Origin of the sequence: Cupriavidus lacunae (assembly GCF_003353055.1) — a bacterium.
Taxonomy (GTDB): Bacteria; Pseudomonadota; Gammaproteobacteria; order Burkholderiales; family Burkholderiaceae; genus Cupriavidus; species Cupriavidus lacunae.
Genome location: NZ_QKWJ01000048.1, coordinates 26952 through 40531, shown reverse-complemented (window position 1 = coordinate 40531; position 13580 = coordinate 26952). Strand labels below are relative to the sequence as shown.

Here is a 13580-nt window from a genome sequence, read left to right as displayed (position 1 = left end):
GGCCTGGAGGCCAGCTGCCGGACCGGCCCGCGTGGAGACGCGGCCTGCCAGGCAACGGCCGGATCAGACCGGCTTGTGGCCCTCGCCGGTCCCGGAGCCGAAGCTGCCCCCGGACGCCGGCGCTGCGGCAGGTGCCACCGCGCTGCCGGCGGGCTGGCCGGCCATGGAGGCGGCCGTCACACCACCGTTGCGGCTGGCAATGAATGCGTTGACGTCGGCGGCAAGATGCTGCGGGGCCAGCACGACTTCCAGGCCCAGCGCTTCGCAGGCGGCCAGGAAGGTCGACATGCGGGGGTCGGCCTGACCCGACTCTGCCCGCAGGTAGGCTTCCCGGGAAATCCCCGCTTTGCGGGCGACGTCCTCCTGCTTGAGCTTGCGCGCGCGACGCAACGCCCGCAGTTGCCGGAACGGTTCGCTAGCGCCTCTTGGCACGGCTGTACTGTTCATGTCGGTCTCCAGTCACCAATGAAAAAAAGTGCGCGGACGTGCATTCGAGTATAGAGCACGCAAAGCGTTCCGTATGTAGCCGGAGAAACACTTTGTGCAGATTTCTTGCAAGTCCGTCATCCTGCCCTGGCACTGACCTTGAGGCGGCCGCCCAAGGGCCGGATCGTGCACAACATCGTCGTGCCGCCTTGACAGTAACGAACCTTCTCAATTTGCGTTGACGTCACATGCATAGCTAAATGACGTTATGGCCTCCCGTGCACAACAACGCAAGTCCGGGCAATTACCATGCATCTGGTTTCGTTGACAAACCGACCGGTCGTGCTATTCTCAACACCATGCAGAAAGGAAACCTCACCCGCAAAGCCATCATCGAGCAGGCACTGGATGCCGCCGCCAAAGTCGGCTTCGAACAGTTGTCGCTGGCCACGCTGGCCGCCGACACCAATATGTCGAAGAGCGGCCTGTATGCGCACTTCAAGTCCAAGGAGATGCTGCAGCAAGCGGTGCTGGACCTGGCCGTGGAGCGCTTCGGCGACATCGTGATACGGCCGGCGATGCGCCAGCCGCGCGGGATGCCGCGGCTGCAGGCGCTGTTCGAGGGTTACCTGGAATGGCTGGGCGGCACGGTGACGCAGGGACGCTGCCTGTTTACGGCGCTGGGCCAGGAATACCGCGACCGGCCGGGCTCGATCCGCGACCTGGTGGTGCAGTCGTTGAAGGACTGGCACAGCACCATCGCGCGCGTGGTCGGCGATGCCATCGAAGAAGGCCAGTTCCGGCCGGATGCTGACCCGCGGCAGTTCGCCTTCGAACTTGCCGGCATCGGCATGGCCTTCCAGCAGTCTTTCAAGCTGCTGGGCCGCCAGGATGCGGAAATCATGGCGCGGCGCGCATTCGGGGCATTGGTGGCGCGTGCCGCCGAGGGCGCGCCCCACCCCTGAGGCACACAACACATTGGCGCCGGCATACCCCGCCGGCGGGCAGCAAACCGCTACGGCGGGCTTTTTTTGATTCAAAAAAAGCACGACTGGTCGGTCTTAAAAACAGCGCGAGACGCCGCCGGCCAGGCCGGTCCCGATGACGCCGCGCAATCCAGAATCCATTGGAGGTGCAGGTCGTGACGCAAGCAGTCTCTTCTCCTTCCCCGATTTCCTCATCCGCCGCTGCCGGCAAGCTACACGCCGCCGGAGCCGCCAACGGCGGTTCGCTGCAGCGCGCGCTGGCAGGCTGGCAACGGCTGCGCTGGCAGGCCAGCAGCGCGCTGATGCCCGGCGCTGCGGCACGAGCGCTGGAACGCGTCTGGTTCAGCCCGCCGCGCGCCGCCGCCACGTCGGCGGCACGGCGTGCATTGGACAGCGCACGTGCCGACTGGGCGCTGGTCACCGGCCATGGCCCCAGCCGGCGCGTGCGCGTCTACCGCTGGGGCACCTCGGGTCCCGTGGTGTTGCTCGCCCACGGCTGGGGCGGCCAGGCCGGGCAGTGGCATGCGGTGATCGATGGCCTGCTGGCTGCCGGCATGCGGGTCGTCGCCTTCGATGCGCTCTCGCATGGCGCGTCCGACGCCGGCGCGCGCGGCGCGGCGCAGACCTCGGTGCTGGAGATGTCGCGCTCGCTGCTCGCGGCGGCATGGCATGCAGGGCCGGTCCATGCCGTAGTGGCACACTCGCTCGGTGGTGCGGCCACCGCGCTGGCGTTGCGTGAAGGCCTGCCGGCAAGCGCCGCGGTGCTGGTCGGCTCGCCGGCCGACATGCACGCGGCGTGCGCCTCCCTGGCCTGGCAACTGGGCGTTGGCCCCGCGGTCCTTGCGCGCATGCAACGCCAGAGCGAGCGCTGGCTCGGCATGCCGTGGTCGGCCTTCAACGTGCCCGACGTCGGCCGCACCCGCCCCGTCCCGCCGACGCTGGTGATCCATGACCGCGACGACAAGGAAGTGCGATGGGAAGACGGCGCTGCCATCGCCGGCGCCTGGCCCGGCGCGCGCCTGGAAACCACCACCGGCCTTGGCCACCGCCGCATCCTGCACGATCCCGCCGTGATTGGCCGGATCGCCGATTTCATCCGGCCGCAGGCCGCTGCGCGCGCGCTTGCCGCGCCTGCACCCGCCAGCCTGGCCGTGGACTGAGCCTGGAGACCATCATGTTCCTGGTGAGCAATGACATGACCGCCACCCTGCCCGCCCGCAGTTCGCTGCGGCTGGTGGCCGGCACTGGCGAACGCGTCGCCGTGCGCTGTACCGAAGGCGAACTGTGGCTGATCCGCGATGGCGACCCGAAGGACACGGCGCTGACGGCAAGCGAGTGCGTTACGCTGTCCGATGCAGGCCATATCGACCTGTATGCGATCACGGCCGCTTCCCTGCATATGACGCGATGCAAGCCTGCCACCACACCGGTCGGGGGCGCGTGGCGGCATCGGTTGTGGCGCTGGCTGGCGCCGGATAACCACAGCTACACGCGCGTCGGGCGATAACGCGTTCAGGCGAACTTTCCGCCACCGCGACCGGACCTTCCCAGCGCCCGACAGACGCCCGGCCATCCTGATGGCCTGGTCGCGCTCACGCGTTGGTTGATGGGGGTGGATTATGGCGGTTAACTGCGTTATTTGGACTCGAGCCTGATCCGTGGGTCAGCCCCGAAAGGACGGCTGCCGCGGCCTGGCTCAGGCCGGGTCGCCGCGCAGCAGCTCGCGCAGCCGGAACTTCTGGATCTTCCCCGCAGGCGTCGCCGGGAGCGCGTCCTGCACGACCAGCTTCTCGGGGATGTACTGCAGCGCCATCTTCTGCTGCCTGAGCCAGTCCACCATTCCGGCCATGTCGAGCGACTGCCCTGCCCTGGGCACGACGAAGGCGCAGGCGCGCTCGCCCAGGCGCTCGTCCGGATAGGCGACGATGGCCACCTGCGCCACGGCGGGATGCCGGTACAGCAAGGTCTCGACTTCCAGCACCGGGATGTTCTCGCCGCCGCGGATAATCACGTCCTTGCTGCGCCCGGCAATGCGCAGGTAGCCATGCGCATCCAGCCGCGCCACGTCGCCGGTGTCGAACCAGCCGTCGGCATCGGTACTGTTCAGGTGCGGCCGCTTCAGGTAGCCGCCGAAGTTGGAACACGCCCGCACCAGCAGGCGGCCGGTCTCGCCGGTGGGCACGTCCACATTGGCGCCGTCCACCACCCTCACCTCCACGCCAGGCAGCGGGCAACCGTCGGTGGTCGAAGCACGCGCTTCGGGATCGTCCGGCAGCGTGGTGGTGACCGCGCCGTTCTCCGACATGCCCCACGCCGACACGATCGTGGCGCCCAGCGCCGAGCGCGCGCTCTCCACCAGCGCACCCGGGATTGGCGCGCCCGCGCACAGGAAGGTGCGCAGGCTTGGCACGGGCATGCCGGACTCCGTCACCACGCGCGCAAGATCGGTCAGGAACGGCGTCGATCCCATGGTGAAGGTGACGCCCGCCTCGCGGATCAGCGCGGCCGCGCGCGCCGGGTCCCAGATGTCCTGCAGCACCGCATGCGCGCCCAGCATCACGGGCATCAGCAGCCCGTACATGAAACCGGTCTGGTGCGCCATCGGCGAGGCCATCAACACCACGTCGTCCCCGTTCAGGCGCAGCCGCCCGGCATAGGCAACGATATTGGCGTACAGCGTGTTGGCGGTATGCATCACGCCCTTGGGCTCGCCGGTGGTGCCGGAGGTGTAGATCAGCTGCGTGACATCGTCAGGGCGCGGGCGGCAGCCCAGCAGGATGTTGGCGGCATCGGGCTCATCTTCCAAGCGCGGGCCACTGAGCAATGCTTCGAAGCTGTCCGCGCCATCGCCGCCCGCGACGACGACGTGGCGCAGCGCCGGCAATGCCTCGCGCAAACCCCGCACCATCTGCGCATGCCCGAAGCTCCGGAATACCTGCGGCACTACCATCACCCTGCTCTGCGCATGCGCCAGCATGAACGACAGCTCGCGCTCGCGGAAGATCGGCATGAGCGGATTGAGCACCGCGCCCAGCCGCGCGCACGCCAGGTACAACACCGTCAGGTGCCAGCCGTTGGGCAGCTGGCAGGACACAACATCCTGCGCGCCGATGCCGAGGCGGCTGAGCCCCACCGCCACCCGGTCGGCCAGCCGGGCCAGCTCGGACCAGGTAAAGCGGTCCACGGTGCCGCGGTCGAGGCTTACCGCTGTCAGCGCCGGCGCGTCGGGCCGGGCGCTCACGCAGGCGGCAAGGTAGTCGTTGACGGTGCGGTCTTGCCAGTGGCCAGCGGCCACGCTCGCGGCACGGCGGGGTCCAATCAGTACGGCATCGAAATCCATGGCTTGTCTCCTCGTTGTGCGATGTCGCGTGCGACCGTTGCTTCAGGCCGGCACGGCTTCGCGCCCGGCGCGCCCGCGGGCGATGATGGTCTTCATGATCTGGGCGGTGCCGTCGCCGATCTGGAAGCCAAGCACATCGCGCAGGCGCTGCTCCATCACGCCGCGGTCATAGCCGCCGTGGCCGAAGGACAGCAGGCACTGGTGCACCACGTCGTAAGCAAGCTTGGGCGCCCACCACTTGCACATCGCGGCCTCGGCGGTGTGTGGCAGGCCATGGTCCTTCAGCCACAGCGTCTGCAGGCACAGCAGGCTGGCCGCGGTCACCTGGGTCTGGAAGTCGGCCAGCGGGTGCGACACCCCCTGGAACGCCGACAGCGGCTTGCCGAAGGCCTGGCGTTCCGCCACGTAGGCCCAGGTCTCGTCCAGCGCGGCCTGCGCCACCGCCAGCACCTGCAGGCCAATCAGCGCGCGCGAGAAATCGAAGCCCTGCATCACCTGCACAAAGCCCTCGCCTTCCCGGCCCAGCAGGTGGCTGGCCGGCACGCGCACGTTCTCGAAGAAGATCGAGCCGCGGCCGATGGCGCGCTGGCCGTGGCAGTCGAAGCGGTTGCGGGTGATGCCCGGCAGGTCCATCGGCACCAGCATGGCCGAGACGCCGCGCGCGCCGGCATCGACCGGGCCGGTGCGGGCAAAGACCACCGCGGCATCGGCCTGGTCGGCGGCGGAGATCGAGGTTTTCTCGCCGTTGAGCACATAGGCGTCGCCGTCGCGCTCCATGCGCAGGCGCAGGTTGGCCGCGTCGGAGCCGCCGCGCGGCTCGGTCAGCGCGATCGCCAGCAGCGCTTCGCCGCGCGTGAGCCGCTGCAGCCACGGTCCGCCGATGTCAGGACGCGCGTGCTGTGCCAGGATCTGGCCGTTGAGCGAGGCCAGCAGGTTGATATACGACAGGCTCAGGTCGGCGCGCGCCACCGCTTCGTGGATCACGCCGGCCGCGAGCGAGCCCATGCCCTGCCCGCCGCAGGCCTCGGGCAGTTCGGGCCCGATAAAGCCCATCTCGCCCATCTCGCGCATCAGCGCGCGGTCCAGCACGCGGGTCTGGTCCCGCTCCAGGTAGCCGGGCGCCACGCGCGCATCGGCAAAGCGGCGCGCGTGTTCCGCCAGCGCCATCAGGTCTTCGTCAAGATAGGGGTTCATGGCTGTCTCCGCTTGATCCAGGCTTATTTGGCGTACTTGCGGAAGTCGGGCTTGCGCTTTTCCTGGAAGGCGGTGACGCCCTCGCGCGATTCCTCGGTGTCGTAATAGAGCTTGAGCGCATACATGCCCATGCCGGCAATGCCGCTCTGGTGCGCGGTGTCCATGTTGAACGAGCGCTTGGCGATGGCGATGGCGGTCGGGCTCTTGTCCAGGATTTCGTCGCACCATTTCTGCACTTCCGCGTCGAGCTGCTCATGCGGCACCACCGCGTTCACCAGCCCCATCGCCAGCGCCTCGGCTGCGGGGTAGCGGCGGCACAGGTACCAGATCTCGCGCGCCTTCTTTTCACCGACCACGCGCGCCAGGAAGGCAGTGCCATAGCCCGGGTCGACCGAGCCCACCTTTGGCCCCACCTGCCCGAACACGGCCTTCTCCGAGGCAATGGTGAAATCGCAGATCGTGCACAGCACGTTGCCGCCGCCGATGGCATAGCCCTGCACGCGCGCGATCACCGGCTTCGGCACGTCGCGGATGGCGTTGTGCAGCTCCTCCATCGGCAGGCCGATGGTGCCGCGGCCGTCGTACTGCCCTTCATGCGCGGACTGGTCGCCGCCGGTGCAGAAGGCCTTGTCGCCGGCGCCCGCCAGCACGATGGCGCCGATCTCGCGGCTATAGCCGGCACGGTTGATGGCGTGGATCAGTTCGTCGCAGGTACGGCCGCGGAAGGCATTCATCTTTTCCGGGCGGTTGATGGTGATCCAGGCGGCGCCATTGCGCACTTCGTACAGGATGTCTTCGTATTGCATGGTGGTCTCCGTGATGTGGTGTTGTCTTGCGGGCTCAGCCGTTCATGGTCAGGCCGCCCGACACGCTCAGTACCTGGCCGGTGATAAAGCCGGCGTCGTCGCCGGCAAAGAACAGCACCGCGCCGGGCAGGTCTTCGGGCTGGCCGATGCGGCCCAGCGGGATCGAGCGGGTAAAGGCCTCGACCAGCTTCTCCGGGTTGCCCGCGCCCTGCTTGTAGTCCTCGAACAGTGCGGTCTCGGTCGGCCCCGGGCACACCACGTTGACGGTGATGCCGTGGCGCGCGTGTTCGCGGGCAATGGTCTTTGAGAACGACACCAGCCCACCCTTGCACGCCGCATAGACCGCCTCGCCGGAAGACCCCACCCGCGCCGCGTCCGAGGCGATATTGACGATGCGCCCGCGCCGGCGCTCGACCATGCCCGGCAGCACCGCGTGGTGCATATGGAGCGCGCCGGTCAGGTTGATGGCGATCAGCCGCTCCCATTGCGCCGGCTCGGTCTTCACGAATGCCTTGAACACATCCCAGCCAGCGTTGTTGACCAGTACATCCACGGGGCCCAGGCCCTGCTCCACCGCCGCCACCGCGGCATCCACGCTGGCGCGATCGGTGATGTCGCAGCGGATCGCCAACGCGCGCCCGCCGGACTCGCGGATCTGGCCGGCGACGCGCTCGGCCGCTTCCGGGTTCAGGTCGAGCACGCCCACCGCAGCCCCGGCGCGCGCAAAGCGCAAACAGGTTGCGCCGCCGATACCGCCACCACCACCGGTCACAATGACCGTCTTGCCTTCAAATCCTTGCACAGCGTTCTCCTTTCAGGGTTCCGGTGCTATCGTGCCGGCCATGACGCCGTCACATCGCACCACCAATTAGGTAAATATATTTACCTATAATAGGTGGCAGTTGCCGGCTGCGCAAGACGCCGATCCTATGGAAAAGACTATGGTTAACCCCGAATCAGGAGCAGAATTCCCGACAGCAGCGCGCATGGAACTGGCCAACCGGCTTTTCTTCCGGCTGTACCAATGCGCAAATATGTTGCATAAAACGGGATCACGAGCCGTCGAGGCAGAAGGCCTGACGACGCAGCAGTGGGCCGTGCTCGGCGCGCTGTCGCGCCCAGAGGCCGCCGATGGCATGAGCGTGGGCGACCTGGCCCGCTACCTGATGGTGAGCCGCCAGAACCTGTCAGGACTGGTCAGCCGGATGGAACGCGACGGCCACGTGACGCTGGCCCCGGACGGCCGCGACCGCCGCTCACGCCTGATACGGATGAGCGAGCCGGGCCGCGAGGTCTGGCTACACCAGGCGCAGCCAAAGATTCGTGCGTATTACGAGCAGGCGTTGACGGGGTTTTCTACCAATGACCTGACGCATACGCTGCATTACCTGCTCAAGTTGCTGGACAACATGCGAGCGCTCGACACGCCCGACAGCGTGGACGGCGTCAGCCCGCAGGACTGAGCCACGCGCAGTATCGCAGTTGAAACACACCCGTCAGGTGTAGCTGCCGACCGCGCGCCCGCGGTCCGCATACCGGCCTGCCGCGCCAACTGGCGCGCAATATGCGTCGGGACGACGCTGCTCAGACATCGGCAGCATAACGGCGAGGCGCCATGCCATTCGCGCCTCGCCACACTCCGAAGTCCTGAACCACTGCCCCAGCCCATTGCGCCGTGCGCACAGCCGGGACGGCGACCGATCCAACCATAACCGGAGGTCCCGCCATGACCCGCTACATCGTGCTAGCCAGCTTCACCGACCAGGGTATCCGCACCGTCAAGGACACCACCAAGCGCGCCGCCGCCGTGCGCGAGATGGGGGCGCGCCTGGGCGTGCAGATGAAGGACATCTACTGGACGCTGGGCAAATACGACATCGTGATCACCGTCGAGGCGCCGGACGACGAGACCATGACCAGCTTCGGGCTGACCATTGGTGCCGCGGGCAACGTGCGCACGCAAACCCTGCGTGCCTTCAATAGCGACGAGATGCAGGGCATTCTCGGCAAGATGGGCTGAGGCTTGCCAAGTGCTTTCGATTCCGGATGCCCGACCGGGTACTCCCCTTTCCCGCAAACGGGAGAGGGGAGAAACCCAGCTGCACGCTGTCTGCGTCAGCCCCCTTCGGCACCAGCTTGCCGCAATCCCTGCACCGCCAGGATCTGCCCGCCGCCGTAGCTCGACTGCTCCGGCGCCGCGCCGCCCAGCGCCATTTTCACCGCGCAGTACTTGAACTCCGGGATCTTGCCGAAGGGGTCCAGGGCGGCGTTGGTCAGCTTGTTGATCGCCGCCTCGTAGTAGCAGAACGGCACGAACACGGCCCCGCGCGGCGTGCCGGCGTCGGCACGGGCGTAGAGCGTGACTTCGCCGCGGCGCGACGCCAGCGTGACCACGTCGCCCGGCTTGGCGCCCAGCGCGTCCAGGTCCAGCGGATGCACCAGCGCCACCGGATCGGGCTCGATCGCATCCAGCACGCCGGCGCGCCGCGTCATGCTGCCGGTATGCCAGTGTTCGAGTTGCCGGCCGGTGATCAGCACCATCGGGTAATCGGCGTCGGGCCGCTCGGCGGCCGGGATGATATCGGCCGGCACGAAACGCCCGCGGCCGGTGGCGGTCGGGAAGCTGTCGACAAAGATCACCGGCTCGCCCGGGTCACCCTCCTCCTTGCACGGATAGGTCACGGCATGCTCGCGCTCCAGCCGTTCCCAGGTTACGCCGCCAATGCTGGGCATCGCATGGCGCATCTCGTCGAAGACCTCGGCCACGCCGGCGTAGTGCCAGTCCAGCCCGAGCCGTGCCGCCATCTGCTGGATGATCCACAGGTCCTGGCGCGCCTGCCCCGGCGGATCCAGCGCCTGGCGGCCGAGTTGCACGGTGCGGTCGGTGTTGGTGAAGGTGCCGGTCTTCTCCGGGAAGGCCGAGGCCGGCAGCACCACGTCGGCCAGGTAGGCGGTCTCGGTCAGGAAGATGTCCTGCACCACCAGGTGGTCGAGCGAGGCCAGTGCCTCGCGCGCATGCTCGGCGTCGGGGTCTGACATGGCCGGGTTCTCGCCCATGATGTACATGCCCCGCACCTCGCCGCGCTCGATTGCCTGCATTACCTCGACCACGGTCAGGCCGGGCTGGCGGTCCAGCGGCATGCCCCACAGCGCCTCGAAGCTGGCGATCGCGGCCGGATCGTCCACGCGGCGGTAGTCCGGGTACATCATCGGGATCAGGCCGGCGTCGGACGCGCCCTGCACGTTGTTCTGGCCACGCAGCGGATGCAGGCCGGTGCCGGGGCGGCCGATCTGGCCGGTCATCAGCGCCAGCGCGATCAGGCAGCGCGCGTTGTCGGTGCCGTGCACGTGCTGCGACACGCCCATGCCCCACAGGATCATCGACGCCTTGGACGTGGCATACAGCCGCGCGACTTCACGGATGACCTCGGCCTCGATGCCGCACACCGGCGCCATCAGTTCCGGACTGTACGCCGCCACATTGCGCTGCAGCTCGTCAAAGCCGATGGTGCGGCCGTCGATGAAGTCCTGGTCGACCAGCCCCTCGGTGACGATCACGTGCATCATCGCGTTGAGCAGCGCCACGTCGGCATCGGGCTTGAACTGCAGGAAGCGATGGGCAAAGCGCGCCAGGTCCGAGCGACGCGGATCGGCCACGATCAGCTTTGTGCCGTTCTTCACGGCGTTCTTGATCCAGCTGGCCGCCACCGGGTGGTTCACGGTCGGGTTGGCGCCGATCACGATCACCACCTCGGCCTTGTCGACATCCATTACCGGGTTCGATACCGCGCCCGAGCCGATGCCTTCCAGCAGCGCCGCCACCGACGAGGCATGGCACAGCCGTGTGCAGTGGTCGACGTTATTGCTGCCAAACCCGGTGCGCACCAGCTTCTGGAACAGGTAGGCCTCTTCATTGCTGCCCTTGGCCGAGCCAAACCCCGCCAGCGCGCGCTTGCCGTGGGTGTCGCGGATCTGCGCGAGCTTGCCGCCGGCCAGCGCCAGCGCCTCTTCCCAGGTGGCCTCGCGGAACACGTCCATGACGTGGTCCGGGTCCATGACGAAATCGCCCTGCTTGGGCACGCCTTCGCGGCGCACCAGCGGCACCGTCAGGCGCTGCGGATGCTGCACGTAGTCAAAGCCGTAGCGGCCTTTCACGCACAGCCGCTCGTGGTTGGCCGGACCATCGCGCCCTTCCACGAACAGGATGCGGTTGTCCTTGACGTTGTAGGTCAGCTGGCAGCCCACGCCGCAGTAAGGGCAGACCGAGTCCACATGCTTGTCAGGCACCGCCAACGCGGCGTCACGCGCGGGCATCAGCGCGCCGGTCGGGCACGCCTGCACGCATTCGCCGCAGGCCACGCAGGTGGATGCGCCCATGGGGTCGTCCATGTCGAACACGATGCGGGCTTCGTCGCCGCGCAGCGCCAGGCCGATCACGTCGTTGACCTGCTCGTCGCGGCAGGCGCGCAGGCAGCGGGTGCACTGGATGCAGGCATCCAGGTTGACGGCGATGGCCGGGTGCGACACATCCGCCGCCACGCGCTCGCGCGGGGCAAAGCGCGGCTTGCCGATGCCCAGCTTCGTGGCCCACTGGTCCAGCTCGTTGTGGCGGGTGTAGTCGGTCTCGGGCATGTCCGACTGCAGCAGCTCCAGCACCGTGCGCTGGGCGCGGCGGGCGCGGTCGGACTCGGTCTGCACCTGCATGCCTGCGGCGGGATAGCGGCAGCAGGACGGGGCCAGCACGCGCTCGCCCTGGATCTCGACCATGCAGGCGCGGCAGTTGCCGGCCGGCTCCAGGCCGTCCTTGTAGCACAGGTGCGGCACGTCAAAGCCTTCGCGCTGGGCCACCTTCAGCACGCTCTCGCCGGGCTGGGCGCAGACCTCGCGGCCATTGAGCGTGAAGGTGACGGCTGGCTCGGAGGATTCGACAAGCGCGCATTCGGCGCGGGTCAGTGCATTCATGTCTGTCTCTCAGGCTCGGCTCGGCATCAGGCCAGTTCTTGCGGGAAGTACTTGATCACACAGTCGACGGGATTGGGCGCGGCCTGCCCCAGTCCGCAGATCGATGCATCGCGCATCACCGCGGACAGGTCGTCCAGCGCCGCCAGGTCCCACTTCGGCTGGCGGATCAGGTCCAGCGTCTTGGCCGTGCCGCTGCGGCACGGCGTGCATTGCCCGCACGACTCATGCTTGAAGAAGTGCATCAGGTTGCGCGCTGCCTGCGTGGCGCTGTCCTGGTCGGACAGGATCACCACCGCGGCCGAGCCGATAAAGCAGCCGTAGGGCTGCAGCGTGTCGAAGTCCAGCGGGATATTGCCCATCGACGCCGGCAGGATGCCGCCCGACGCGCCGCCCGGCAGGTAGCCGTAGAACGCGTGGCCGTCGAGCATGCCGCCGCAGTATTCGTCGATCAGTTCGCGCACGGTGATGCCCGCCGGCGCCAGGTGCACGCCGGGCCGTTTCACACGGCCGGACACCGAGAACGAACGCAGGCCCTTGCGCCCGTTGCGCCCCTGCGAGGCAAACCACTCGGCGCCCTTCTCGATGATGTCGCGCACCCAGTACAGGGTCTCGAAGTTGTGCTCCAGCGTCGGCCGGCCGAACAGGCCCACCTGCGCCACATAGGGCGGGCGCAGCCGCGGCATGCCGCGCTTGCCTTCGATCGACTCGATCATGGCCGACTCTTCGCCGCAGATATAGGCGCCTGCGCCGCGGCGCAGTTCGATCTTCGGCAGGCCGGGGATGGGCGGGTCTTGCTGCAGCCGCCGCAGTTCGCCGGTCAGCAGCGCGCGGCAGCCGGCATATTCGTCGCGCAGGTAGATATAGATCGCTGACACATTGACCACCGTCGCCGCGATCAGCATGCCCTCCAGGAACCGATGCGGATCGCGCTCCAGGTAGACGCGGTCCTTGAAGGTGCCGGGCTCGCCCTCGTCTAGGTTGATCGCCATCAGCCGGGGCGCGGGCTCGTTCCGCACGATGCGCCATTTGCGTCCGGTCGGGAAGCCTGCGCCGCCCAGGCCGCGCAGGCCGGAGTCCTCCATCGTGCACAGCACGGCGGCCGGGTCCAGCGCGCCACTGGCGAGGGACTTCAGCAAGGCATAGCCGCCGCCCTTCCGGTAAGCGTCGTAATCGATATAGGGTTCAGGTGCATGGCGCACGGCCTTTGCCTGCACGGCGGCGTCGATGGCCTCGGCGGTCGCAACGTCGACCGGGTTCTGCCCGACCAGCGCCGCGGGCGCTTTCTCGCAGCGGCCGATGCATGGCGCGGCCACCACGCGCACGTCTGTGCCGAGCAGTGCCGGCAGCTTGTCGATCAACGCCTGCGCGCCTGCCAGTTCGCAGGCAATGCCTTCGCATACACGCACGGTCAGCGCAGGCGGCGACGCGATCTGTCCGTCGGCATCCTCGCGCACCACGTCGAAGTGATGATAGAAGGTGGCAACCTCATAGACCTCGGTCATCGACAGCCGCAGCTCGCTAGCCAGCGCCACCAGGTGCGGCATCGCCAGCTGGCCGTAGCGGTCGTTGATGCAGTGCAGGTGTTCGATCAGCAGGTCGCGCCGGCGGGGCATGTCGCCCAGCGCCACGCGCACTTCGGCCAGCGCGGCCGCGTCGACCTGCCGGCCCTTGGGCTGGCGGCGCTTGCGCTGCCGGCCGAGCCCCGTCGCCTCGAGAGGAATGACAACCTGGTTCATGGCGTGCCTGAATTCTGTTTGTGGGTTTCCGATGTGCGATCAGGAAGGCGCCCGGCGGGCTGCCTTCCTGTCGCGCTTTCTTGTTGTCGTATTGTGCTACCAGGCGTGGCGGCTGTGCAGGCATCGCAAC

Annotated in this window: 12 protein-coding genes; 5 read left to right on the top strand and 7 right to left on the bottom strand. The window is 67.9% G+C overall.

The genetic code is table 11. The annotated features are described in order from the left end of the window. Positions 1 to 63: 63 nt before the first annotated feature. Positions 64 to 447, bottom strand: a complete 384-nt coding sequence (locus DN412_RS27985; protein ID WP_115214541.1) for a helix-turn-helix domain-containing protein — start codon at positions 445 to 447, stop codon at positions 64 to 66. A 338-nt stretch (positions 448 to 785) separates the two neighbouring features. Between DN412_RS27985 and DN412_RS27980 the strand changes: the two genes are divergently transcribed. The 3 genes from DN412_RS27980 to DN412_RS27970 all read left to right on the top strand — a co-directional run bounded on the left by DN412_RS27980 (position 786) and on the right by DN412_RS27970 (position 2919). After that, on the top strand, positions 786 to 1391 hold the full coding sequence (locus DN412_RS27980; RefSeq protein WP_167471140.1) for a TetR/AcrR family transcriptional regulator: 606 nt from the start codon (positions 786 to 788) through the stop codon (positions 1389 to 1391). Between the two features lie 176 nt (positions 1392 to 1567). Further along, complete coding sequence (locus DN412_RS27975; protein ID WP_115214558.1) at positions 1568 to 2572, top strand: alpha/beta fold hydrolase; 1005 nt, start codon at positions 1568 to 1570, stop codon at positions 2570 to 2572. A gap of 14 nt (positions 2573 to 2586) precedes the next feature. Continuing rightward, a complete protein-coding gene (locus tag DN412_RS27970) occupies positions 2587 to 2919 on the top strand; it encodes a DUF2917 domain-containing protein (protein ID WP_115214539.1) in 333 nt (110 codons plus the stop codon). 189 nt (positions 2920 to 3108) lie between these two features. On the opposite strand, the gene aliA is transcribed toward DN412_RS27970, so the two are convergent. Genes aliA through badH form a run of 4 tightly spaced genes read right to left on the bottom strand, consistent with a single transcriptional unit; the run spans position 3109 to position 7554 of the window. Continuing rightward, positions 3109 to 4752 carry a cyclohexanecarboxylate-CoA ligase gene (gene aliA, locus DN412_RS27965; RefSeq protein ID WP_115214538.1) on the bottom strand — a complete coding sequence of 548 codons (1644 nt, stop codon included), beginning with the start codon at positions 4750 to 4752 and terminating at the stop codon, positions 3109 to 3111. Positions 4753 to 4794: 42 nt separating this feature from the next. Beyond that, complete coding sequence (gene aliB / locus DN412_RS27960) at positions 4795 to 5946, bottom strand: cyclohexanecarboxyl-CoA dehydrogenase (RefSeq protein WP_115214537.1); 1152 nt, start codon at positions 5944 to 5946, stop codon at positions 4795 to 4797. Between the two features lie 23 nt (positions 5947 to 5969). After that, on the bottom strand, positions 5970 to 6752 hold the full coding sequence (badI, locus tag DN412_RS27955) for a 2-ketocyclohexanecarboxyl-CoA hydrolase (RefSeq protein WP_115214536.1): 783 nt from the start codon (positions 6750 to 6752) through the stop codon (positions 5970 to 5972). 34 nt (positions 6753 to 6786) lie between these two features. Continuing rightward, positions 6787 to 7554 (bottom strand): 2-hydroxycyclohexanecarboxyl-CoA dehydrogenase, encoded by a 768-nt coding sequence (badH, locus tag DN412_RS27950; protein WP_115214535.1) that lies wholly within the window; start codon positions 7552 to 7554, stop codon positions 6787 to 6789. A gap of 139 nt (positions 7555 to 7693) precedes the next feature. Here badH and DN412_RS27945 point away from each other — a divergent pair, with 139 nt between their 5' ends. Both DN412_RS27945 and DN412_RS27940 read left to right on the top strand, forming a co-directional pair. Then, positions 7694 to 8215 carry a MarR family winged helix-turn-helix transcriptional regulator gene (locus DN412_RS27945; RefSeq protein ID WP_115214534.1) on the top strand — a complete coding sequence of 174 codons (522 nt, stop codon included), beginning with the start codon at positions 7694 to 7696 and terminating at the stop codon, positions 8213 to 8215. A gap of 263 nt (positions 8216 to 8478) precedes the next feature. Continuing rightward, positions 8479 to 8772 (top strand): GYD domain-containing protein, encoded by a 294-nt coding sequence (locus tag DN412_RS27940; RefSeq protein WP_078200415.1) that lies wholly within the window; start codon positions 8479 to 8481, stop codon positions 8770 to 8772. Positions 8773 to 8867: 95 nt separating this feature from the next. On the opposite strand, the gene fdhF is transcribed toward DN412_RS27940, so the two are convergent. Both fdhF and DN412_RS27930 read right to left on the bottom strand, forming a co-directional pair. Next, on the bottom strand, positions 8868 to 11714 hold the full coding sequence (gene fdhF, locus DN412_RS27935) for a formate dehydrogenase subunit alpha (protein ID WP_115214533.1): 2847 nt from the start codon (positions 11712 to 11714) through the stop codon (positions 8868 to 8870). Between the two features lie 26 nt (positions 11715 to 11740). Further along, on the bottom strand, positions 11741 to 13450 hold the full coding sequence (locus DN412_RS27930) for an NADH-ubiquinone oxidoreductase-F iron-sulfur binding region domain-containing protein (RefSeq protein WP_115214532.1): 1710 nt from the start codon (positions 13448 to 13450) through the stop codon (positions 11741 to 11743). Between the last annotated feature and the right edge of the window lie 130 nt (positions 13451 to 13580).